22 protein-coding genes, 1 pseudogene and 1 riboswitch are annotated in these 22,217 nt (G+C 48.1%); of the genes and pseudogenes, 22 read left to right on the forward strand and 1 reads right to left on the reverse strand.

What is annotated here, in order from left to right; genetic code table 11:
• Positions 1-227 precede the first annotated feature (227 nt).
• Positions 228-421: riboswitch (cyclic di-AMP (ydaO/yuaA leader) on the forward strand.
• A gap of 284 nt (positions 422-705) precedes the next feature.
• The 11 genes and pseudogenes from AC58QO_RS32040 (at position 706) to glmU (ending at position 9,922) form a co-directional block, all read left to right on the forward strand.
• Positions 706-1,845 (forward strand): resuscitation-promoting factor, encoded by a 1,140-nt coding sequence (locus AC58QO_RS32040; protein ID WP_497272777.1) that lies wholly within the window; start codon positions 706-708, stop codon positions 1,843-1,845.
• A gap of 117 nt (positions 1,846-1,962) precedes the next feature.
• The gene (gene rnmV, locus AC58QO_RS32045; protein ID WP_497260008.1) at positions 1,963-2,496 is read left to right on the forward strand and encodes a ribonuclease M5; all 534 of its coding nucleotides are present in this window, start codon (positions 1,963-1,965) and stop codon (positions 2,494-2,496) included.
• Positions 2,497-2,545: 49 nt separating this feature from the next.
• Positions 2,546-3,454, forward strand: coding sequence for a 16S rRNA (adenine(1518)-N(6)/adenine(1519)-N(6))-dimethyltransferase RsmA (gene rsmA / locus AC58QO_RS32050; protein WP_497272779.1), 909 nt, complete (start codon positions 2,546-2,548; stop codon positions 3,452-3,454).
• Between the two features lie 55 nt (positions 3,455-3,509).
• On the forward strand, positions 3,510-4,394 hold the full coding sequence (gene yabG / locus AC58QO_RS32055) for a sporulation peptidase YabG (RefSeq protein ID WP_497272781.1): 885 nt from the start codon (positions 3,510-3,512) through the stop codon (positions 4,392-4,394).
• Between the two features lie 418 nt (positions 4,395-4,812).
• Entirely contained in the window at positions 4,813-5,088 is a 276-nt protein-coding gene (veg, locus tag AC58QO_RS32060; protein ID WP_028557365.1) for a biofilm formation stimulator Veg, read from the forward strand.
• Between the two features lie 184 nt (positions 5,089-5,272).
• Positions 5,273-5,443, forward strand: a pseudogene (locus AC58QO_RS32065) (small, acid-soluble spore protein, alpha/beta type); the annotation flags it as partial.
• Positions 5,444-5,713: 270 nt separating this feature from the next.
• Complete coding sequence (gene ispE / locus AC58QO_RS32070) at positions 5,714-6,568, forward strand: 4-(cytidine 5'-diphospho)-2-C-methyl-D-erythritol kinase (protein WP_497272783.1); 855 nt, start codon at positions 5,714-5,716, stop codon at positions 6,566-6,568.
• 195 nt (positions 6,569-6,763) lie between these two features.
• Entirely contained in the window at positions 6,764-7,588 is an 825-nt protein-coding gene (gene purR / locus AC58QO_RS32075; protein WP_497272785.1) for a pur operon repressor, read from the forward strand.
• A 17-nt stretch (positions 7,589-7,605) separates the two neighbouring features.
• Positions 7,606-7,989, forward strand: coding sequence for a RidA family protein (locus tag AC58QO_RS32080; RefSeq protein WP_497272787.1), 384 nt, complete (start codon positions 7,606-7,608; stop codon positions 7,987-7,989).
• A gap of 118 nt (positions 7,990-8,107) precedes the next feature.
• A complete protein-coding gene (gene spoVG / locus AC58QO_RS32085; protein WP_028557369.1) occupies positions 8,108-8,392 on the forward strand; it encodes a septation regulator SpoVG in 285 nt (94 codons plus the stop codon).
• A gap of 132 nt (positions 8,393-8,524) precedes the next feature.
• Complete coding sequence (gene glmU, locus AC58QO_RS32090) at positions 8,525-9,922, forward strand: bifunctional UDP-N-acetylglucosamine diphosphorylase/glucosamine-1-phosphate N-acetyltransferase GlmU (protein ID WP_497272789.1); 1,398 nt, start codon at positions 8,525-8,527, stop codon at positions 9,920-9,922.
• A gap of 237 nt (positions 9,923-10,159) precedes the next feature.
• Here glmU and AC58QO_RS32095 read toward each other — a convergent pair whose 3' ends face one another.
• On the reverse strand, positions 10,160-10,360 hold the full coding sequence (locus AC58QO_RS32095) for a hypothetical protein (RefSeq protein WP_497272791.1): 201 nt from the start codon (positions 10,358-10,360) through the stop codon (positions 10,160-10,162).
• Positions 10,361-10,488: 128 nt separating this feature from the next.
• Here AC58QO_RS32095 and pth point away from each other — a divergent pair, with 128 nt between their 5' ends.
• The 11 genes from pth (at position 10,489) to yabQ (ending at position 22,210) form a co-directional block, all read left to right on the forward strand.
• Positions 10,489-11,049, forward strand: coding sequence for an aminoacyl-tRNA hydrolase (gene pth / locus AC58QO_RS32100; protein ID WP_497272793.1), 561 nt, complete (start codon positions 10,489-10,491; stop codon positions 11,047-11,049).
• Positions 11,050-11,182: 133 nt separating this feature from the next.
• Positions 11,183-11,410: an anti-sigma-F factor Fin gene (gene fin / locus AC58QO_RS32105; protein WP_310502535.1), complete on the forward strand. Its 228-nt coding sequence runs from the start codon at positions 11,183-11,185 to the stop codon at positions 11,408-11,410.
• Between the two features lie 74 nt (positions 11,411-11,484).
• Positions 11,485-15,006: a transcription-repair coupling factor gene (gene mfd, locus AC58QO_RS32110; RefSeq protein WP_497272795.1), complete on the forward strand. Its 3,522-nt coding sequence runs from the start codon at positions 11,485-11,487 to the stop codon at positions 15,004-15,006.
• The gene (locus AC58QO_RS32115) at positions 14,993-16,087 is read left to right on the forward strand and encodes a peptidylprolyl isomerase (RefSeq protein ID WP_497272797.1); all 1,095 of its coding nucleotides are present in this window, start codon (positions 14,993-14,995) and stop codon (positions 16,085-16,087) included. Before mfd ends, AC58QO_RS32115 begins: the two co-directional genes overlap by 14 nt.
• Positions 16,088-16,331: 244 nt before the next feature.
• Positions 16,332-16,874, forward strand: coding sequence for a stage V sporulation protein T (spoVT, locus tag AC58QO_RS32120; protein WP_056617966.1), 543 nt, complete (start codon positions 16,332-16,334; stop codon positions 16,872-16,874).
• Between the two features lie 138 nt (positions 16,875-17,012).
• Positions 17,013-18,788, forward strand: a complete 1,776-nt coding sequence (locus AC58QO_RS32125) for a putative polysaccharide biosynthesis protein (RefSeq protein ID WP_497272800.1) — start codon at positions 17,013-17,015, stop codon at positions 18,786-18,788.
• 240 nt (positions 18,789-19,028) lie between these two features.
• On the forward strand, positions 19,029-20,537 hold the full coding sequence (yabN, locus tag AC58QO_RS32130) for a bifunctional methyltransferase/pyrophosphohydrolase YabN (protein ID WP_497272802.1): 1,509 nt from the start codon (positions 19,029-19,031) through the stop codon (positions 20,535-20,537).
• A gap of 137 nt (positions 20,538-20,674) precedes the next feature.
• On the forward strand, positions 20,675-20,947 hold the full coding sequence (locus tag AC58QO_RS32135) for an HU family DNA-binding protein (RefSeq protein ID WP_028557378.1): 273 nt from the start codon (positions 20,675-20,677) through the stop codon (positions 20,945-20,947).
• Positions 20,947-21,210: an RNA-binding S4 domain-containing protein gene (locus tag AC58QO_RS32140; protein ID WP_057313307.1), complete on the forward strand. Its 264-nt coding sequence runs from the start codon at positions 20,947-20,949 to the stop codon at positions 21,208-21,210. Before AC58QO_RS32135 ends, AC58QO_RS32140 begins: the two co-directional genes overlap by 1 nt.
• A 140-nt stretch (positions 21,211-21,350) precedes the next feature.
• Positions 21,351-21,638: a sporulation protein YabP gene (gene yabP / locus AC58QO_RS32145; RefSeq protein ID WP_028557380.1), complete on the forward strand. Its 288-nt coding sequence runs from the start codon at positions 21,351-21,353 to the stop codon at positions 21,636-21,638.
• Positions 21,635-22,210, forward strand: a complete 576-nt coding sequence (gene yabQ / locus AC58QO_RS32150) for a spore cortex biosynthesis protein YabQ (RefSeq protein WP_497272804.1) — start codon at positions 21,635-21,637, stop codon at positions 22,208-22,210. Before yabP ends, yabQ begins: the two co-directional genes overlap by 4 nt.
• Positions 22,211-22,217 lie beyond the last annotated feature (7 nt).

A 22,217-nucleotide genomic window follows, 5' to 3' on the forward strand; every position in this document is an offset into this window, starting at 1 on the left:
AATCATTATAAACAAATTTGCATTTTTAGCCTAGTTTTGGTCATTAAACATTAAAAAATCGAGTATACGTACGTTAAAGTTAGACACATGTAGATATAAGTGGGTTATATATGAAAAATAATCGAAATTTAATCGATTTAGCCCTTTTTAACGGGTGTTAATCCCTTTACAGGTTGAGATTAACAGCGTAATATACTTTTCATAATAACTTAATATCCAATTTGCCAATTTTCCATTCGCTGAGTTCCAAATGTGGGAACGGGGGAACCACTGCAAGCTTAATAAGCATTCCAATGCGGTTAAGTAAGCAGAGAGTAATAGGGGTGAATCATAGACGTCAAACAAGCAGTTTGCGTCTACGTAGGGCGACTCTCACGTCCGAATCCGTCAGCTAACCTCGTAAGCGTAAGAGAGGTAACGATTGTCGTGCGTGCTATTTGTATTTCACTATGCAAACTAAGCCAGCGAGAAGAGTCCTCTTCTTGCTGGCTTTTTGTCCTCATAAAGGGTTTTACACAGATCGGAAGACATAAAATAACCCGGAATTCATAGGATGATGAATAGGTAAAAGGGGGGGACGACCAGATTCAGCAGGGTAAGCAGGCTGATGATGGCGAGCATGTTAAGTTAAACTAAAAACCTTAGTCGCGTCAAATTTAATCATGCTGTAACCTGGCGGCGAGGCTTTGAAGGAGGACCGGAGAAGTGGGCAGTATCTCAATTAGCGAGACCCATGTAAAACGATCATCCAGCATGTCCTTCGCATTGCGATGGAAGCATGAAAACTTGCGTTTGATTTTAAGCCTAGCTATAATCTCAATCGCAATGACTTTCATGTTTTTGGTGTTGTTGTACGGAACGGCTACCAAGAGCGTATCCGTGGTTGTGAATGGACAAGAAACTGTTGTGCACACGAAGCAATGGGTCCTGCAACGCCTACTGGATGAACAAGCCATAACGATTGGTGAACATGATGAAATTTCAGCTGCACTCACGACCAAGCTCAAGGGTGGAGACAAAATTGTCATCGAGCATGCCTCACCAATTCAATTGACTGCTGATGGAAAGACCACCACTGTTTACACAACTGCAAGAACGGTAGAAAGTGCATTGCAACGTTTAAATATTGCACTTGGGGAGAACGATCGTATTTCTCCCGAACCGACAGCCGCTCTTAGCACAGGCGATGAAGTCAAGATCGTCCGTGTGAAAAAAGAGACGGAGGAAGTCTCTGAACCGATCGCATTCGAGACAGAGAAAAAGAATGACGCATCTTTACTTAAAGGGAAAGAGCAAGTCGTCCAAGAAGGTAAAGAAGGCGTTCTGGTGAAAAAGAAAGAAAAGACTTTCGAGGACGGAGTTTTAGTCGCGGAAGCAGTTGTGGGTGAAGAAGTACAAACAGAAAGCGTTAAGAAAGTAGTATCCGTAGGCACCAAAAATCCTGTGGTCGTACTCTCCGCCTCTTCGCCGAGTGTGGATGAGGTATCCAAGAATGGTGTGACCTTTGGCTACAAACAAATTCTCAAGAACGTAAAACTTACAGCCTACTCAGCGGGTGCTGCGTCGACAGGCAAAGCCGAGGGCTCCTCTGGTTATGGTAAAACCTACACGGGAACTACCGTAACTGAAGGACGTACGATTGCCGTTGACCCGAAGGTGATTCCACTGGGTTGGTGGGTATACATTGAAGGAATTGGCTTCCGTCGTGCTGAGGATATTGGCAGCGGCGTGAAAGGTCAAATGATCGATGTGTACTATGAAGATCACGGTTATGCGAATAAATTCGGAACGAAACAAGGGTACACGGTGTATGTGGTAGGCCCCACAAAACCGTCCCAAAACTAACGTGTAAACGTTAATTAGGCCGGGAACACTAGGCTATACACGTAGCTTGGCATATGCCTGCGCGAAAGAAGAGGAGACCCCTCTTCTTTTTCTGCGTACTGGGGAAGGAAAACGGTGATGATAAAAGAAATGATCGTTGTGGAAGGTAAGGACGACACGGCTGCCATCAGGCGCGCTGTGGAGGCGGATACGATTGAAACAGGCGGCTCCGCCATCGGACAAGCCGTGCTCAAGCGAATAGCGCTGGCTCAGCAGCGCAGAGGTGTCATTATATTCACGGATCCGGATCACGCTGGTGAGCGGATTCGCAAAATCGTGGCAGCCAAGGTACCTGGCTGTAAGCATGCCTTCATTACGCAGGAACAAGCTGCGTATAAGGGTGATATTGGCGTCGAGAACGCGACGCCGGAGACGATCCGCCAGGCGCTTCAGAGCCTGCGGACAGAGTACAATGCGGCGGTCTCGCAGCTGACGATGGAGGATTTGATCGCTGCCGGCCTCATCGTGCATCCAGATGCGGCGGCTCGCCGTTTGGCCGTAGGCAACGCGCTAGGCATTGGTTATTGCAATGGCAAGCAATTTTATAAGCGCTGTGCGATGTTTCAGATTTCGCGAGAGGAATTCGAGGCGGCGCTTGAGCATTTGAATTGAATTGATGGAATCACGAGAACGAGAACCTATAGATAACGAGGTATATCCCATGACGATATCCGAGCAAGAAGTGATTGTAACCGCAGAAGATGTAGCTACACCGAGTAAAACGAAGCAAATTATTAAGAAGAATGGTCTTGTGTTGAAGAAAAGCTTAGGCCAGAACTTCTTGATTGATCAAAATATATTGAGCAAGATCGTCATGGCCGCTGAGCTCGGGCCTACGAAGGCTGCGCTCGAGATCGGCCCCGGCATCGGCGCGCTCACACAGCAGCTGGCCAAGCTCGCTGGCCGCGTGCTGGCCGTCGAGATCGATCAGCGTCTGCTGCCCATTCTGGACGAGACGCTGGCGCCTTACCCCCATGCCACTGTCGTTCATGGGGATATCTTGAAGACCAACCTGCAGGAGTTGTTCCAGCAGCATTTCGAAGGCGTGGATGGCGTCAGTGTCGTCGCCAACTTGCCATACTACATCACGACGCCGATCATCATGAAGCTTCTCGAAGAGAAGCTTCCCTTGGAGAATATCGTCGTGATGATCCAAAAAGAGGTGGCCGACCGCATGGCGGCCAAGCCGGGCACCAAAGATTACGGCAGCCTTAGCATCGCCGTGCAGTTCTACTGCGAGCCGGAGCTCGTCACGATCGTACCTCGCACCGTCTTCGTGCCACAGCCGAACGTCGATTCCGCCGTTATTCGGCTGCGTGTACGTCAAACGCCGCCAGTCGAAGTGGCGGACGTTGACTTCTTCTTCGCTGTCGTCCAAGCGTCCTTCGTTCAGCGTCGCAAGACCCTCTATAATAACCTCGCGGCGAGGTTCTTTAGCAAAGAGAACAAACCCGAGCTGGAAGCTTTGCTCCACAGCATACAAATCGAGCCTTCGCGCCGCGGTGAAACGCTTAGCATGGAAGAGTTCGCACGCTTGTCGACAGCTCTTCGCGCGCACGGCTGCAAATAACCCGCACCAAATGCCTAGTCTCGCCATAGGATACCCCTAGGAGGGGATTTGTGCGATGAGGCAAGGAGATTATGTAACCCGTATTTCCTACGGCGGTGACGTCGTGTTTAAAATTGAACGAATTGAGCATCTCAAGGCCACTCTGCGAGGTGTTGATTTTCGACTGCTAGCAGATGCGCCGCTCTCAGATCTGACGAAAACGAATCTTAAGGAGGAGACCGTGGATCACCCACGATCGAGTTCGCCTGAGTTTCGTGAGTCGCTGCGTCGGCTAGCGGTGTCTCAAGTGCAGCTGCAGGAGAAGAATCAGCAAGCCATTAACCACAAACAAAAGCCTCAAACCAATAATAATAGCTATTTTGAGGTGCCGGGAAGGGTGCTTCATCTGGATGGCGATCCAAGCTATCTGCGCAAAAGTATGCAGCTCTACGGTGAATTGCGTGTGCCGGCAGAAGGTTTTTTCATTCCTGAGGTGCAAATGGCAGAAGCGCTGCAACGCTTGCTTCCTCAATATAAACCGGACATTGTCGTCATCACAGGTCATGATGGGATTTTGAAAAATCGGCAAAGCGTCAGCCCAAGCAACCTGTCGAGCTATAAGAATTCGCAGAACTTTGTAAATGCCGTTCGAGTGGCCAGACAATATGAGAGGAATCGGGATGCTTTAATTATTGTGGCAGGTGCTTGTCAGTCCCATTTTGAAGCGTTGTTACGGGCTGGGGCTAATTTTGCGAGTTCACCCGCTCGTATTCTCATTCACGCCTTAGATCCTCTGTGTATCGCGGCTAAGCTGTCCTATACCCCGACAAGAGAGACAATCTCGATGTTGGACATCATGGACTTAACGGTAACAGGCTTAGAAGGTCTAGGCGGGGTGGAGACGCGTGGCAGCTATCGGATGGGGGTTCCTGGTATTCAGCACTCGGAGGAGTCTGTATAGCTGTTCTAGGCGTTCCAGGGTGAGGGGCGAAACGTGTCCATCAGCGATGTTGTGTAGATGGACGCTTATGGAAATTAACCGGATGAAAGAAACACTTGCTTGTCATCAACTCCAGGGAGGAGGGTGGCTGAGGGGGTGTTCTTTTTTTTGCGCGCAGACAACGATATTTAGATATGTTTGCTTCGGATCCTTCTAGAAGAATACGCGCATTCGTGGAGTCTGACGAAGAAGTTTCTCCTTATCTGGAAAAGTGTGAATAATTTGCGAACATTGGTGACAACCTGAAGGGAGGAGAAATCAGAAATTGAACAAAAATGCCGTTGACAACGGGATTAGGGTGCTGATATAATATTTGACCTCATTTGACATGAATGGTTGGATGGGTTATAATTGACAAGGAAAGAGGTGGTAGTTGACAATGGCAAAAAATGCGCTATTGGAAATCAAACGCAGTTTGGAGCCCCACGTTGGGCAGAAGATCATGTTGAGAGCGAATGGTGGCCGTCGTAAGACTGTCGAGCGTTCTGGTGTTTTAGAAGAAACCTACCCTTCTGTGTTTATTGTGAAATTAGATCAAGAATCTCACGCCTTCAAACGAGTGTCATACAGCTACGCCGATATCCTCACCGAGTCCGTCGAAGTTACGGTATGTAACGATGATGGTCAGGTTCGCATCACTTACATACAGCATTAGCTTAATAGCGTTTCGATATTGAACAGACCCTCGTGGTCTGTTTTTGCTTTGTACTTATGTGTCTGATTATAAAGCTATGGTGAATGGACTTACATTGTTAGGACATACTAATCGAAATCGTCATCAATCACTGCTTATGATGGTTGCAGAGTTCATTTTGCGAAAATGATAAGGGGGATTCGGTATGAGTCGAAGAAGAAGTGTGATGTCCGAAAGCTTTAAATACGAATTGGCCAAAGATCTTGGTTTCTACGATGTCGTGCAGCGTGAAGGTTGGTCAGGCATTCGCACGAAGGATGCGGGGAATATGGTAAAGCGGGCGATTCAAATTGCCGAGGAGCATCTGGCGAAGCAGTACGTAGTAACGCCGGCTAACGCTCAGGCTGCGCCGTATAACTACCGTCAGCCGACGGCTGCTCAACCGGCATTTAGCGGGCAGGGCTATGCTCCCTCATATAACACGTATCAGCAACAAGCAGGCACGATGAATTATCCGCCCGCTGGCTACCAACAGACAGGACAAGGGACACAACGTCCATATTACAGCTAAAGCAATTGCTTTAGCTTTTTTTTTGCGCTTTTGTTATAATATCTCAATGGCAATCGAGCAAAAGAAGGTGATCGGATGAAGATTTTTGAGAAAGCACCGGCTAAAATTAATTTGTCTCTTGATGTTTTACATAAAAGACCCGATGGCTACCACGAAGTTGAGATGGTGATGACGATGGTAGACCTGGCGGATCGGATCGAAATGCAGGAGTTGGCGCGCGATACGATTATCATATCGAGTCAGGCAGGCTATATTCCGCTGGATGAGAAGAATCTGGCCTTTCAGGCAGCACGGCTCATTAAGGACCGCTACGACGTGAAGCAGGGCGTCTACATTCACTTAGACAAGCGCATTCCCGTGGCTGCAGGCTTGGCTGGTGGAAGCAGCGACGCGGCGGCAACGCTGAGAGGTCTCAACCGCCTCTGGAACCTCAACATTCCGAGTGAGGAGCTTCAGGTGCTCGGCGCAGAGCTTGGTTCTGATGTGCCTTTCTGTGTGACTGGAGGGACTGCCCTTGCGACAGGCCGCGGTGAGAAGTTGGAGCATATCTCGGCTCCGCCTCAATGCTGGGTTGTATTGGCGAAGCCGCCGATCAATGTATCGACTTCAGAGATCTACGGTAAGCTGAACGCGCGGGAAATTAAGCATCATCCTTCAACCGAAGGTGTGCTTAGTGCGATACGGGACAAACAGTTCGATCGTCTGTGCAACAATCTAGGCAATGTGCTGGAAGAAGTGACGCTGGATCTCTATCCAGAAGTCAGACATCTCAAGGAGTGCATGCAGCGCTTGGGTGCGGACGGTGTGTTGATGTCAGGCAGTGGGCCGACTGTATTTGGCCTTGTTTCCAAGGAGGCCAAGGTGCCGCGCATCTATAACGGACTGCGAGGCTTTTGTAAGGATGTTTACGCTGTGCGCATGCTGACATAAAGAGCCTTATTTGAGCCCCGCGATGGGGCTCTTTTTCATCTAATGGGGCATAATGGTAATGGTGGCATACCCATTTTAGTTTACGTCAGTTCCGTGTAAGGTTCGTGTTAAGATAATTTTCATGGTTAGCTTGAATAAATACGTATAAAAGTGGTATATTTTCATTATAATATTCGGATTTTTGGGGGTAGTGCGATGAAAAAGTTGAAAAGGAGCGCTAGGCTGGTAGAAATGACACAATACTTGTTGTTTCGCCCCCACTCGTTAATCCCTTTAACGACTTTTGCCGAGCGTTACAACTCCGCGAAATCTTCCATTAGCGAAGATCTTGCCATCATTAAAGAAGTGTTTGAAGAAGAAGGATTGGGTGAATTGAATACGCTAGCCGGAGCAGCTGGAGGCGTGAAGTTTTCACCGAAGGTACCTAAAGAAATTTCCCTGAAGTTTATCCAGAACCTATGCTTGCAACTCCAACAACCAGAGCGGATTCTTCCAGGCGGCTATTTGTATATGTCGGATATCATGGGGCAGCCCCAATATTTGAACGAAATTGGCAAAACCTTTGCATCCGCTTTCGCAGGTCGCGACGTGGACGTGATTATGACTGTTGAAACCAAAGGGATACCGCTCGCTTATGCGACGGCTACCTATATGAATTTGCCTGTTGTCATCGTACGTAGAGACAGCCGGGTGACCGAAGGTTCAGCCGTTAGCATTAACTATGTGTCGGGCTCCAACAAGCGGATTCAGACGATGTCGCTAGCAAGACGCGCACTGAAGGAAGAATCGAAAGTGCTGATCATCGATGACTTCATGCATGTTGGCGGTACCATTCATGGTATGATGGATCTGTTAGCGGAGTTCAAAGCGACAGTTCAAGGCGTAGGCGTATTCATGGAATCCTGCGAGGCCGAGGAGCAGTTGGTGGATAGTTATGTGTCACTAGCTCGGTTATATGGTGTAGACTCGAAGACGAAGCAAATTACGGTAGAGCCAGGCAACTATTTTGACGCTAAATAAAAGGAGATTCGTAAAGCATGGAACTCATTTCAACATCAGCAGCGCCAGCTGCTATTGGACCTTACTCACAAGCGGTTAAATTGGGTAATCTATTGTTTACTTCTGGACAGATCCCGTTAGGTTTGGATGGTCAAATCGTACAGGGCGGCATCAAGGAACAGGCGCATCAAGTTTTTGCCAACTTGAAAGGCGTGCTTGAGGCGGCGGGTTCATCTTTCGGGCAAGTCGTGAAGGCGACAGTCTTTCTGAAGGACATGAACCAATTTGGCGAGCTGAATGAGATCTATGCAACCTACTTCGGTGACCACAAACCAGCTAGATCTACCGTTGAAGTTGCGAGATTACCTCGTGATGTTTTTGTCGAAATTGAACTAATTGCTGTGATTCCTGTCGAAAATTAACGGAAACATTAAGAACACATTAAATTATCAAAAATTTCAAAAAAATAAGAAGGAATTTGCATAGAGATGTTGAATATATCACCCAAGTCTCAGAGATGGAAAAAGGTGGTGAACACAAGTGCAAATTACAGATGTAAGACTCCGCCGGGTAAACTCCGAGGGGAGGATGAAGGCGATTGCTTCTATTACCATTGATAACGAGTTCGTCGTACACGACATTCGTGTCATCGATGGCAATAACGGAATGTTCGTTGCTATGCCGAGCAAGCGAACACCAGACGGTGAATTCCGCGACATCGCTCATCCGATTTCGTCCACAACTCGTGAGAAAATTCAAGCAGCAGTACTCGCTGAATATGATCGCGCAGCTGTAGAAGAGGAAGTTATTGAAGAAGGCGCATAATTCAGATTATTGAGAGGGCCCTTGGGGCTCTCTTTTCTTTTCGCAGGTAATGATGCTATATTGGGGGAAGAACTCATCGTTTTATAGATAAAAGAGAAATCATGAATTCAAAATAAAGGAGTTGGATATTCGTTGAAGCTCATGGCAATTGTATTGGCTGCAGGACAAGGAAAACGAATGAAATCAAAGCTATACAAGGTGCTTCATCCGGTTGTTGGTAAACCGATGGTGGGTCACGTTGTGGATACGCTGCAACATATAGAAGTAACGCAAACGGTCGTGGTTGTCGGATTTGGTGCAGAGGCAGTGAAAGGCTACTTAGGCGATCGTGCGCAGTACGCGCTGCAAGAGCAGCAACTTGGAACGGGTCATGCGGTGCTTCAGGCCAAGGGTCTGCTTGGTGAAGAAGAAGGGATGACGGTTGTCATTTGCGGGGACACCCCTCTGATTACAGCAACTACTCTTCAAGAGACCATTGAGCTACACCGACAATCGGGTGCTGCAGCGACGATTTTGACAGCAAAGCTGGGTGAGCCGACAGGCTACGGTCGTATTATTCGCGGGGAAGATGGACGCGTTGCGCGGATCGTCGAGCAGAAGGATTGTACGCCAGAGGAAGCGGCTGTTCAGGAGATTAATACAGGTACGTACATTTTTGATAATCGTAAAATGTTCAAAGCGCTGGCGTCGGTTACGAACCAGAATGTTCAAAATGAATACTACCTCACCGATGTGATCGGCATTATGACGAGTGCGGGCGAAGTCGTTCAAGGCTATTGCATGGCAGATCCAGCGGAATCGATTGGCGTGAATGATCGTGTGGCGTTGTCCGAAGCCGAACAGTTGTTCAAAGCGCGGATTAACCGCGAGCATATGTTGAACGGGGTTACCATTATCGATCCGTTGAATACGTATATCGAGAAGGATGTTACGATTGGCGCGGATACAATTCTGCTGCCTGGCACGATTTTGCGCGGAAACACCCGGATCGGTGAGCTTTGTACGATTGGACCACAAACCGAAATCATCGATTCCACGATTCAGGATGAAGTGACGATTAAGCAATCGGTCCTTCAAGGTGCATTTGTAGATAACGAAACATCGGTAGGGCCATTTGCTTATTTAAGACCTGGCGCTAAGCTTGGCAAGCAGGTGAAAGTTGGCGATTTCGTAGAGATTAAAAACGCGACGCTAGGTGAAGGAACGAAGGTTTCTCATTTGAGTTACGTGGGTGACGCGGTTGTTGGCACGAACGTGAATATTGGTTGCGGTGCGATTACGGTGAACTACGATGGCTTTAATAAAAACCTGACTGAAATTGGTGATAATGCGTTCGTGGGCAGCAATGTCAATTTGATCGCGCCAGTGAAAATTGGGAACGGGGCATACGTGGTTGCAGGTTCTACGATTACGCATAACGTAAACGAGGGCGATCTGGCTATCGCGCGTGAGCGTCAAGAGAATAAAGCGGGCTATGCAGATAAAATCAAAGCACGGATGAAGGCGAAGAAAGAGAATAAAGGTCGTTGAGGGACTCCGTGTGACTATGCGCAATGGAGCGCTTGAGCGATAGGAATGGAACCTCTTGAGGTAGGGTACGCTAGCAATGAGGTGCTGCCCGCTCAGCTAGGTTGAGGTGGAAGCGACCAGGCTGAGCGAGACCGAGAGAGGTTCTTTGTCTTACGCTAATACGCATGTCTAGCGTTGTTAGACAATGGGGAGGCGAAACCCGATGGCTGCTGTTCGTCGCCGCAACGATGTAAGCGCTTAATATCCAGGGCGCGAAACAAAAGTATGCTTCTTTCTGCTATAAAAGATACGATTAATCTTTACGAAATGACGGTTGTACATTTCAATGAAGCCTATATCCTTGTGCAGATTTTGATAGTATACTTGGACGGGTACGTCCGCATCGACATGATCTTGGAAATGATCATCTTCTGTAAGCTGTTGTCCATGAAGATACATCGTTCTTTATCACCTACAGCTTTTATGGGATAGATAGCATTGGGTAACAGGTATATTGTAAACAATAACCTTTAGAAGCGGGTTCCGCAAAGGTTTTTTAGTTTATCGCTAGGGGGATTTTGAAAATTATGAAATGTTTTATCGGACTGGGAAATCCGGGAAGGCAATATGAGCTGAATCGGCACAATGTCGGGTTCATGGCGATTGATCGCTTTGCCGCCAAATGGGGAATCACCTCTTTTCAGAATAAAGGGAAGGGGCTGCTGGCAGAAGGTAATGTTAACGGAACAAAGGTGTATTTGCTCAAGCCGATGACGTACATGAACCTATCGGGTGAATCCATGCGAGCCTTCCTCGATTTTTATAAAGCGAAAATAGAAGACGTCGTGATTGTGTATGATGATATGGACACGAGCTTTGGCCAAATTCGACTTCGGTATCAAGGCAGCCCAGGCGGACATAACGGTATTAAGTCGATTATTCAGCACGGGGGGACGCAAATTTTCAATCGCATTCGGATTGGCGTGAACCGCCCGGCACCTGGCTTTAATATTGCGGATTATGTGCTGTCCAATTTCTCCAAAGAAGAGATGAAATCCATCACCGACGTGCTGGACCTAACGTGCGACGCGATGGAGTTTAGCTTAGGGGAGTCCTTCGAGAAAACGATGGCTAAGTTTAATAAATAAACAGATTCAGCATTTCTGTTGTATAAATGATGATATGTATGCGACCTATCCGAAATGACATGGGAGATTCGGCTAATTTCTCCGAAGAATGGTCATACTAGGATGTAATCGAATTGTCGAAGGAGGCATACATATGATCAAGTATATTTGCAGGCATTGTCATACCTTTGTCGGGGAAATTAATCAGCATGCAATTACGGAGCAGCAGTTAGGCTTCCATTTCTTGACCCCTGATGAGCGTAGAGATATAATATCGTATAATACGAACGGAGATGTTACGGTTAGGGTCGTTTGCGACTACTGTCACGAGGCACTAGAAGCCAACCCGGAATTATCCCTGCTAGCCAGTCCGTTGCAATAATCATGATGAAGATGAAGAGTTAATAGCCGAGGCAAGTGTGCCGAGGCTTCTTTTTGTGAGGGGAGTGTACTTGTTTGCAAGCTTTAATTCAAGCTTTTTCTGCGGATACCGACTTTCAAACGATCGTGACAGGCCTCAAGTCCGAAATGAAAGAGCAGCTCATTGCCGGTTTAACTGGCTCCTCCAGGCAAGTGATGCTGGCCTCACTCGCGCGAGAGCTTGAGCGTCCGTTGTTCGTTGTTACGCACAATATGTTCGCTGCGCAAAAAATAGCGGAAGACCTCTTAGAGTGTCTGTCCCCTGATGAAGTGCTGCTCTATCCATCTCAAGAGCTTCTGACTACGGAAGAAGCGGCTTCAAGCCCGGAGATGCTAGCGCAGCGTATTGACGTTCTTACCAAACTTGCCGGCGGATACCGCGGCGTAGTCATTGCGCCATTTGCAGGCGTGCGAAGATTGCTGCCACTCAAACAGGTGTTCGAAGAATCCCGTGTAACGATTAATGTCGGGGATACGGTTCAATTAGACGAACTGCTAGCCACCTTATCCAGCCTAGGCTATGAACGAGTGGAACGCGTTGAAACCAAAGGCGAAATGAGCGTGCGAGGCGGCATTCTCGATTTATTTCCATTAACATCGGAGAATGCGATTCGGATTGAGCTTTTTGATATCGAAGTCGACTCTATTCGGACTTTCGATGTAAGTGACCAACGGTCAATTGATAAATTAACAACGGTGACGATCCCTCCATGCCGTGAGATTCAAGCGGATAGAAAGCGGTTACAGTCAGCGGCGCAGCATGCGTACGAGCTGCTGCAGGCGCAGCTGGCGAAGATGACGGAGCGTTCAGCCAAAGACAAGCTGTTAGAGGTCATAGGCCGCGATATCGAGCTAATGCGCGAGGGTCAGACGTTTCCAGGCATTTATAAATATATTTCTCTCCTATATACGGAAAGACAGACGCTCATGGACTACATGCCCAAAGATTCGATTCTCATTATCGACGAGCCTGCCCGCTTGCTGGAAACAGCGAAGCAGCTCGAGCGTGATGAAGCCGAGTGGATGATGCATGCGTTAACTGAGGGGAAGAGCTTGCCGGCTTTTGTGCTGTCCAAATCTTACGAAACCCTGCTGCACCGCAGACCGTTCCCGACGTTGTATGTGTCCCTTTTCCTTCGCCAGGTAGCGGGTATTCAGCCGCAAAATATCGTGAACTTTGTTTGCCGTGTGATGCAAAACTTCCATGGGCAAATGAATCTGCTCAAGGCAGAGATGGAGCGCTGGAAGAAAAATGGCAGCAAGGTTATTCTGCTTGCAAATGGGGATGACCGTGCAGAGCGTGTGCGTCGCGTACTAGGTGACTACCAGATTGAAGTTCCTGAAATTGTCGATGGCAATTTGCAAACGGGCTTTGAAATGCCTTCCATCCATCTCGTGGTGATTACTGAAGGTGAAATTTTCACACAGAAGCAGCGTAAGGCTCGTAAAGTTGAGAAGAAGCTGGAGAACGCGGAGCGGATCAAGAGTTATCAAGAACTGAAGGTCGGCGACTACGTCGTTCACGTGAACCACGGGATTGGGAAATATGTCGGCATCGGCACCTTAGAAGTCGGCGGTATTCATAAGGATTATCTGCATATTATGTACGCCGGCGGCGATAAGCTGTCTGTTCCGATTGATCAGATTGATTTGATTCAAAAGTATGTCGGTTCCGAAGAGAAAGAACCGAAGGTATATAAGCTCGGCGGCGCAGATTGGGCCCGTGTGAAGAGCAAAGCGCGCGCATCTGTCAAAGATATTGCTGATGAACTGATTAAACTGTATGCTGAGCGGCAAGCTGCGACCGGCTACGGATTTAGCAAAGACAGCTCCTACCAGAATGAGTTCGAAGCCATGTTCCCTTACGATGAAACGCGGGATCAGCTTCGCGCCATTGAGGAAATCAAAACCGATATGGAAAAAGCACGTCCCATGGATCGTTTGTTATGCGGAGACGTTGGCTACGGTAAAACCGAGGTGGCTGTCCGTGCAGCTTTCAAAGCGGCGATTGACGGAAAGCAGGTTGCTGTTCTCGTGCCAACGACGATTTTGGCGCAGCAGCATTATGAAACATTCCGTGAGCGCTTTTCCGGCTATCCGTTCAATGTGAAGGTATTAAGTCGTTTCCGCTCCAAGAAGGAACAAACGGAGGTTATGAAAGGGGTCAAGAAGGGCGTCGTAGATGTCGTGATTGGGACCCATCGCCTCTTGTCGCAAGATATTCAGTTTAAAGATTTAGGCTTGCTCATCGTGGATGAAGAGCAGCGTTTTGGCGTGTCCCACAAAGAGAAGCTCAAGCGTCTCAAGACGAACGTGGATGTGCTCACACTAACCGCGACACCGATTCCAAGAACCTTGCATATGTCCATGCTGGGCGTTCGTGACTTATCGGTCATTGAAACACCGCCAGAGAACCGTTTCCCGGTTCAGACTTATGTGGTGGAATATGGGCCGACGCTGGTTAGAGAGGCCATCGAACGTGAGTTGGCGCGTGAGGGGCAAGTTTATTATCTTTACAATCGTGTGCAAGGCATTACCCAAATAGCCGATCAAATCTCGATGATGATACCAGACGCACGGGTAACCGTAGCACATGGTCAAATGGGCGAGCAGGAGCTCGAGAAGACGATTCTCGATTTCTTGGACGGGGAGTATGATGTTCTCGTCAGCACAAGCATTATTGAGACCGGCGTAGATATCCCGAATGTGAATACCCTAATTGTTCATGATGCTGATAAAATGGGGCTTTCCCAGCTCTATCAGCTGCGCGGACGTGTAGGTCGATCGAATCGCGTTGCGTATGCTTATTTCACGTATCAGCGCGATAAAGTACTGACAGAAGTAGCCGAGAAACGACTTCAAGCGATTAAAGAGTTTACAGAACTAGGTTCAGGCTTTAAAATTGCGATGAGGGACTTATCCATTCGTGGCGCAGGAAACTTATTGGGTGCTGAGCAGCACGGCTTCATTGCATCCGTCGGCTTCGATTTGTATTCGCAAATGCTTGCCGAGGAAATTGCTAAGCTGAAGCTAGAAATAGATGGAGAAGCGGTCATTCCAGAACCGGAATGGCATACTTCGATCGATATTCAATTGGACGCGTATTTGCCATCTGATTACATCTATGACAGCATGCAGAAAATCGAAATTTACAAAAAAGTGGCCGCCATTCGTACGCTGGAAGAAGCCGCGGATCTGCATGATGAGCTCGTGGATCGCTTCGGTGATCTGCCGCAGGCCGTGTTCAACCTACTGACAGTGGCTCGTTTGAAAGCATACGGTTCGGATTACCGGATTGAAACGATTAGCCAAAAAGGGGAGGATTACCTAATCAAGGTGCATATCGACCAGAATGGCAGGCTGGATGGCCAGAAGCTGCTAGCTTTGTCCAAAGGCTTTGATGGTCGTATCAAATTGAACGCAGATCCGCAGCTACTTATTGTTATTCGCTTTAAAGGTATGAAGCCGGAAGCCTCCATCGAATTGTTGGAGAAATTCTTGGTACAATATAAGGATGTTCTGAAAACGAAAGGGGAATTACAGGATGTTGCCAAATGAAACTAGCAAACAACGACTTACTTCGAAAAAATGGATATTAGGTTTGGTGACAGTAGTCCTTGCATTTTCTGTCCTCAGTGCGTGCGGAGGCAAAAAGGAAGGCGCTGCAACAGCTTCGCCTTCCGCTTCAGCGGCTGCTACAGGTAATCCAAGCGATATTATTGCTACGTACAAAGAAGGCGGGAAAATTACACGTGGTGAATTCGATTCATTCATCAACGTTAATAAAATGTTCTCCCCGCAATTAGCTCAATACCTTGCAGACCCTGCTTTTCAACAAGATATGTTGAAGCAAATGGTCACTTTCCGTGTTCTTGCCGCTAAAGCGGATGATAAAGTGAAAGCGGATGCTGACAAACAAGTGACAGAGCAAATGAAAGCTATCACGGATTACTTCGGCAAGCAAGAAGGCGGAATGGACAAGCAGTTGAAAGACAACGGTATCGCGTTGAAGGATATCGAGTCCCTGATGAAATTAAGCTTCTACACCATGGGCAGCATGGAAAGTAAAATCACGGACCAAGCGGTTCAAGATGCTTATAAAGAACAAGCGGCTGCACATGCGTTCGACGTTGCAACCGTTAGCCACATTCTGATCTCCTTGAAAGATTCCGCAACACAAGCAGATCTTCGTACGAAGGATGAAGCACTGAAAAGAGCGAAAGAAGTGAAAGCGAAGCTGGATGCAGGCGGCGATTTCGCAGCGCTTGCGAAAGAGTATTCCGATGATCCAGGTTCCAAAGATGTAGGCGGCACTTACAAAGATGCTGACATTAATCAATGGGTAACGGAGTTCAAGGATGCAGCTAGCACGCTGCCGCTGAATAAAATCAGTGATCCAGTAGAATCCACATTCGGTTACCACGTGATGAAGGTTGAATCCAGAAGCACGAAGCAATTGGATGATACGCTTAAAACACAAATCAAATCTCAGCTTGCAGAGAAATCCTTGTCTGAGTTTGCAGAAACAGAATACCCGAAATTAATCGAAACGAATAACCTTCCGAAACCAGAAGCAGCAACCCCTGCACCAGCGGCGAGTCCAGCAGCTAGTCCTGCGGCAAGCCCAGCTGCAAAGTAAGAACTTACCAGGATGTCCGATAATGGGCATCCTGTTTTTATTTCTCATTTTTGGACATGATAAGCGCAGCAGGATGCAGAGCTAAATAAAGTAAATTGCTTAGTCGAGGCGTCTGCATAGAAGAATGGGAAGTGAAGAATACTATGGATAGATTTCAAGTTCCCACCAAATCCCGATCTAGCATACAAGGTTTCATGCTCGTGTCGTATCTAATTCGAAAGCGGAAAGTGAGGCATCTAGAGGTATGAAAGCAACTGGAATTGTCCGTCGGATAGATGATTTAGGGAGAGTTGTAATCCCCAAGGAAATACGGCGCACCCTACGCATTCGTGAAGGTGACCCTTTGGAAATTTTCGTGGATCGTGATGGAGAAGTCATTCTGAAGAAATATTCACCGATTGGTGAGCTTGGTGATTTTGCGAAGGAATACGCCGAGTCGTTGTTTGAAAGCACCAATCATGTAGCCTTGATTTCGGATCGAGATCATATTATTGCTATGGCTGGCGGATCGAAGAAGGATTATTTAGAGAAATCCGTAGGGGCAATCATTGAGTCTTGTATGGAGAACCGTAAGGCTGTCATTGAAAGCAGCTCAGGGCAATTTGAGATCATTAAAGATACCAATGAAACCTTCACTTCCTTTGTAGCTGCACCGATTGTGGCGGGGGGCGATCCCATTGGTTCGGTTATCCTGATTTCGAAGGACGAGAATGTGAAAATGGGGAATATGGAAGTGAAAATGGTCGAGACTGCAGCTGGATTTCTAGCGAAGCAGATGGAGCAATGAACACATAATCCAAAACGAAGGCTTCCTTACGGAGATGGTGACGCATCTGTAAGCGAAGCTTTTTTTGTCTGAACTGGCAGATTTCGCTATAATACCTACATAGGTTAGGAATTACGATAGTGTAGAGGGGTAACTCGAATGGGAGTGGGCGACAAGGATCGAAATCGTCATCAGGTCGATCGGCTCCAGGGGCATGGTAACGGTAAACAGGGAAGTAAGTTGTTAAAAGGCGCTGCCTTGCTTGGGGCTGCTGCGGTGCTCTCCAAGTTATTAGGAACGCTGCAGAAGATTCCTTTGCAAAACGTCGCCGGGGATGTGGCTTTTGGTATTTATAATGCGGTCTATCCGCTCTATATTTTGATCTTATTTGCCGCAACTGCTGGATTTCCAGTCGCTGTGTCTAAATTTGTAGCTGAACGCGTCATGGAAGGGGATCATGCTGGCGCAAAGCGGATTGTGGTTGTCTCATCTGCGCTGCTAATGAGTGCAGGGATTCTCTTATTTCTTCTGTTGTATTTGGGCGCGGAGACGATTGCCAGTTGGATTGGCATTTCTCAAACCGTTACTGCGATCCGCAGTGTATCATTTGCACTGCTCTTATCTCCAGTTCTTGCTGTGCTGCGCGGCTATTTTCAAGGGTATCAGAACATGGTGCCAACTGCGGTGTCGCAAGTCATTGAACAGCTTATACGTGTTATTACAATGGTTTCGTTGCTGCTGTATATGGTCGCTCTTGCCTATGACGAGGCATGGATTGCAGCGGGAGCCACGTTTGGCTCTGTGACGGGCGCTGGAGCGGGTCTAGTGGTAATGGCCGTATTCTGGCGGAGAGAGCGACAGGTAGAACGGCAGAAGCATATGAAGGCAGGCTTGCCAAAGTATGGGGAGTTGGAGGTTGTGACGGGGCAAGGGGAAGAGCAGGAAGCGAAGAAGGCGATAGCAGCTGGCCTTGAAGTGAAGCAAGTGACCTCCTCTTGGCAATGGACGAAAAGGATTACGTTGTATGCGATCCCTGTCTGCTTAGGCGCAATTGTCGTGCCGCTGCTTACACTTGTGGATACGTTTACCATGCCTCGTTTGCTGGAAGCTTCGTTCGGTAGCGAGCTGGAGGCTATGCGCCAGTTCGGACTTTACAACCGAGGGCTTCCGCTCGTGCAGCTAGTTGTCATGGTGGCGTCTTCGATGTCAGCCGTCTTGGTGCCAGCTATAGCGGAAGCGAAGTTAAGAGGACAGATGGATCTGATCCGCTTTCGCGCAGAGATGTCCGTTAGGCTCGCATGGTTGATCGGGCTCGGCGCCTCGTTTGGGCTCGCCTTCTTGGCTGTGCCGATCAATATGATGCTCTATACGAGCGCTGAGGCGAGCTGGACCATGGCCGTGTTGGCCTTCACGGCCTTGTTTAGCACCCTGAACGCTGTCAGCGCCAGCGTTCTCCAGGGTGCCGGCGCGATTCGCACGCCGGCGAAAGCCCTGCTCGTTGCCATCGTGCTGAAAGCACTCGGCAACGTCTTGCTGATGCCCCGCTGGGGCATCGACGGCGCCGCGCTGAGCGCGGTGATCGCCTACGCCGCTGCGGCGGGGCTGAATCTGGTGCAGCTGCGCCGCAGCACCGGGGTGCGCTTCGCGCTGCGGCCGTACGCCGTCAGTCCCGCGCTGGGCGTGGGACTGATGGGCGGCGGCCTCGCAGCGCTGCAAGGGCTGGCCATGCTCGCTAGCGCGGCATGGCACGTGCCTGAGCGATGGGGCGCTAGCGCCATCGCCATCATAGGCGTAGCCGGCGGCGCGGCCGTCTACGCGCTTGCGCTGCTGCGCAGCGGCAGCATCAGCCGCGAGGAGCTGCGGTTAATGCCGGAGCTGGAGCGGAAGCTGGCGCCGCTCCTGGCGAAGCTGAGGCCTGCGAAGCGTAATCAGTAGCAGCAGGGATCTGATGTTCAAACTATGGAGAAGCTTGATAATGCTGTATTTCGTACAACATTATTGAGTTGAATTGGCGAATGTCTCGCTTATGTTGTATTCTGTACAACAATTTTAGCTCAGAATCAGCCGATAGTGTTCAGTTCGGGCAGAGATGTGTACAAAGTACAACTCGATGAAGATAACTGGCGAATCTCGCCGTATTAATCCATATAACCATCAATCAGGAGGTGTCATCCTATGTCAACCAACAACCCGCGCATCACCGTCCTTGGACTCGGGACCGGAGACGAAGATCAATTAACCTTAGGCGTTTGGAAAAAACTCCAACTAGCGGCAAAGTCACAAGCCAAGCTATTCCTGCGGACGAAGGATCATCCGATGGTGCAGCTGCTGGATGCCAACGAGATCTCCTACGAGACGTTTGACGCGAACTATATGTCGAATGAGTCGTTTGAGGGAGTCTACGCGTCCATCGCGAAAGAATTAATCACTGCAGCGAAAAGCCATACGGCTGAAGTGCTGTATGCTGTCCCTGGTCACCCTATGGTGGCGGAATACACTGTTCAGCTTTTGAAACAAAATTGCCCTGAGGAGGGCATCGAGCTTCAAATTACAGGTGGCGAGAGCTTCCTAGATCAAGCGTTCCTACGCTTCGGCTTTGACCCGATTGACGGCTTTCAACTGCTCGATGCGACAAGCATTAGCCGCTATGCGCTGAATCCGCAGCTGCATACCGTGATTGGGCAAGTGTACGACACGTACACGGCATCCGATCTGAAAATTAGCCTAATGGATGCCTATCCAGACGAGTACAAGGTCGTTGTTGGTCACTCCTTAGGGGTTGCAGGTCAGGAGCAGATCATAGAGGTGCCTCTCCACGAACTGGATCATGTCAAAGGCTATGGCAATCTGTCGCTTGTTTGGGTGCCTCGCAGTGAACAGCAGGAACCGTACTATCGAACATTTGGCAAACTGCATGAAATTGTGCAAACCTTGCGCAGTCCAGAAGGCTGCCCATGGGATCGTGAACAGACGCATGAGAGTCTGCGCAAGAATCTGATTGAAGAAGCATACGAAGTGCTCGAGACCATTGATGAAGATGATCCGGATCACATGTGCGAGGAGCTTGGCGATCTGCTTTTACAAGTCATGCTGCATGCGCAAATGGAAGAGGAGATCGGGACTTTCACCGTGTACGATGTGATTGCCACCTTGAATGAGAAGTTGATTCGCCGTCATCCGCATGTGTTTGGGGAGTCGAAGGCAGAGGATGCGGATGAGGCTTTGGTTAACTGGAATGCGATAAAGGTCGAAGAAAAGCGGAAGAAAGGCATCGATGTCTCGAAGCAATCTGTGCTGGATGGTATTCCGCGTGAGCTGCCGGGCTTGATGAAGGCAATGAAGCTGCAGAAGAAGGCGGCAACGGTCGGTTTTGACTGGACAGAGCTAGATGATGTGCTTGCCAAGGTGGAAGAGGAGCTAGCTGAGCTGCGCGAAGCGATTGCGTTGGGAGCGGAAGATGGGGCTCAGGAGCGTCGTGACGAACTAGGAGATGTTCTCTTTTCTATCGTCAATGTTGCTAGATTCCTCAAAGTAGATCCAGAAGAAGCGCTAGCCCAAACGAATCGAAAATTTATGCAAAGATTTTCATATATTGAGGAACAGCTACGTTTAAAGGGCTTATCTTTTGAACAAACTGGGTTATCAGAGATGGAAAAATACTGGCAGGAAGCAAAAAAGTTATAAAACTTGATAAACGCTAGAAGGATTTTGCCGAAAAAAGCAGAATACTAGACTTGTTGCAAGGTAAAATCATGAAATGTAACCACAGTTGGTACATAGAAGACCTGATCTTCAAACATTTTGGGAGGTAAAGAAAACACATGAACAAAACAGACTTGATCAACAACATTGCAGAAAAAAGCGGACTTACTAAGAAAGACGTAGAAGTTGTCCTTAACGGATTCCTTGGTGAAGTGACTGACGCTCTTTCATCCGGAGATAAAGTACAATTGATTGGTTTCGGTACATTTGAAACTCGTAAACGTTCCGGCCGTACGGGTCGCAACCCGCAAACAGGCAACCCAATCGAAATCGCAGAATCCAATGTTCCTGCTTTCAAAGCGGGCAATAAGCTTAAAGACGCTGTAAAATAATGCGGATCGATAAATTTCTCAAAGTATCTCGTCTGATCAAACGCCGTACAGTTGCGAAGGATGTGTCCGATCAAGGGCGCGTGTGGATTAACGGTAGAGACGCTAAAGCGAGTACGCATGTGAAAGTTGGAGATGAGCTGTCTATTCAGTTCGGTCAAAAGAAAGTAACGATCCGCGTGGAGCTTCTCACGGAGTCTACCCGTAAGGAAGACGCTGCGCAGATGTACACGTTGCTGAAGGAAGAAGCCTTCCAATCCGAATAACGCATAAACAATGAAGTAGCTTGGGATTCCTGCAGAGGGGATTTCCGGCTACTTTTTTTGTCGGCAAAAGATGCAAGGCTTGGTTCTAAAAAAGGACATCCCCCCATATCGTAAGATTAGGTGAAGGAGGGGTACAGGCCATGATCGAACCCGTGAAAAACAATAATAAAAGGCAAGAAATTAAGATGCTGAATCGCAAACTCTTGGAAATATCGGGAGTTTTGAACGTTGAAAGCTTTGATAGCGAAGAATTCCTCCTAGAAACGGAAATGGGCTACTTGATGATTAAGGGGCAGAATTTGCACATCAAGAACTTGAGCTTGGAGCAAGGATTAGTCGCCATTGAAGGTATTATTCATGAATTAGCCTATGTGGACGGGAATACCCAGGAGAAATCCAAAGGGTTTCTTGGTAAGCTATTTAAGTGACGCTTCACGTTCAATTTCATACGATTTTCATGATGTTCCTGAGTGGAATTTGCATAGGGGCTTTGTTCGATGTATTCCATGTACTCTCGGGCAAGCTGCGATTACCGCGATGGACCATTCCGATTGTTGATAGTATCTATTGGATTGTGGCGACAATCCTGGTGTTCAAGATGCTCATTTACAGTAACGAAGGACAAGTTCGGATATTTATTTTCCTCGGCATGGGGATCGGTATCAGCTTCTATTTCGCTCTCCTAAGCCCGCTTGTCATTCGCCTTACGCTCGTTCTCATTCGAGTTATTGTAGCGATTTACCGCTTCCTTACAAGGACTGTCGAAATTCTAATCATTAAACCGATTATTGGCTTATATCGTCTAACTGTGATAATTTTAGGCTTTTTGCTAGCTGTAGCTATATTCCTTTACAGAATTGTGCTACAATTGCTCTATCCTATGTGGAGATTATTCCTCTGGATGACTAAGCCTGTGCATAAGTACTTGGTAATCCCTGACTGGTTGAAGAAACTTAAGGGACGTATCATTGCGCTTTATCGCAGGATATTCTCGAAGTAGGAGGAAT

The organism is Paenibacillus sp. J31R30 (assembly GCF_059692115.1).

Bases quoted from the DNA above. Each gene is read 5' to 3' on its own strand.
- AC58QO_RS32080 (WP_497272787.1), top strand. From the start codon at position 7,606: ATGGAACTCATTTCAACATCAGCAGCGCCAGCTGCTATTGGACCTTAC.
- rnmV (WP_497260008.1), top strand. From the start codon at position 1,963: ATGATAAAAGAAATGATCGTTGTGGAAGGTAAGGACGACACGGCTGCC.
- yabP (WP_028557380.1), top strand. From the start codon at position 21,351: ATGATCGAACCCGTGAAAAACAATAATAAAAGGCAAGAAATTAAGATG.
- ispE (WP_497272783.1), top strand. From the start codon at position 5,714: ATGAAGATTTTTGAGAAAGCACCGGCTAAAATTAATTTGTCTCTTGAT.
- veg (WP_028557365.1), top strand. From the start codon at position 4,813: ATGGCAAAAAATGCGCTATTGGAAATCAAACGCAGTTTGGAGCCCCAC.
- AC58QO_RS32135 (WP_028557378.1), top strand. From the start codon at position 20,675: ATGAACAAAACAGACTTGATCAACAACATTGCAGAAAAAAGCGGACTT.
- AC58QO_RS32095 (WP_497272791.1), bottom strand. From the start codon at position 10,360: ATGTATCTTCATGGACAACAGCTTACAGAAGATGATCATTTCCAAGAT.
- AC58QO_RS32140 (WP_057313307.1), top strand. From the start codon at position 20,947: ATGCGGATCGATAAATTTCTCAAAGTATCTCGTCTGATCAAACGCCGT.
- yabG (WP_497272781.1), top strand. From the start codon at position 3,510: ATGAGGCAAGGAGATTATGTAACCCGTATTTCCTACGGCGGTGACGTC.
- rsmA (WP_497272779.1), top strand. From the start codon at position 2,546: ATGACGATATCCGAGCAAGAAGTGATTGTAACCGCAGAAGATGTAGCT.
- AC58QO_RS32115 (WP_497272797.1), top strand. From the start codon at position 14,993: ATGTTGCCAAATGAAACTAGCAAACAACGACTTACTTCGAAAAAATGG.
- spoVT (WP_056617966.1), top strand. From the start codon at position 16,332: ATGAAAGCAACTGGAATTGTCCGTCGGATAGATGATTTAGGGAGAGTT.
- AC58QO_RS32125 (WP_497272800.1), top strand. From the start codon at position 17,013: ATGGGAGTGGGCGACAAGGATCGAAATCGTCATCAGGTCGATCGGCTC.
- fin (WP_310502535.1), top strand. From the start codon at position 11,183: ATGATCAAGTATATTTGCAGGCATTGTCATACCTTTGTCGGGGAAATT.
- purR (WP_497272785.1), top strand. From the start codon at position 6,764: ATGAAAAAGTTGAAAAGGAGCGCTAGGCTGGTAGAAATGACACAATAC.
- pth (WP_497272793.1), top strand. From the start codon at position 10,489: ATGAAATGTTTTATCGGACTGGGAAATCCGGGAAGGCAATATGAGCTG.
- yabN (WP_497272802.1), top strand. From the start codon at position 19,029: ATGTCAACCAACAACCCGCGCATCACCGTCCTTGGACTCGGGACCGGA.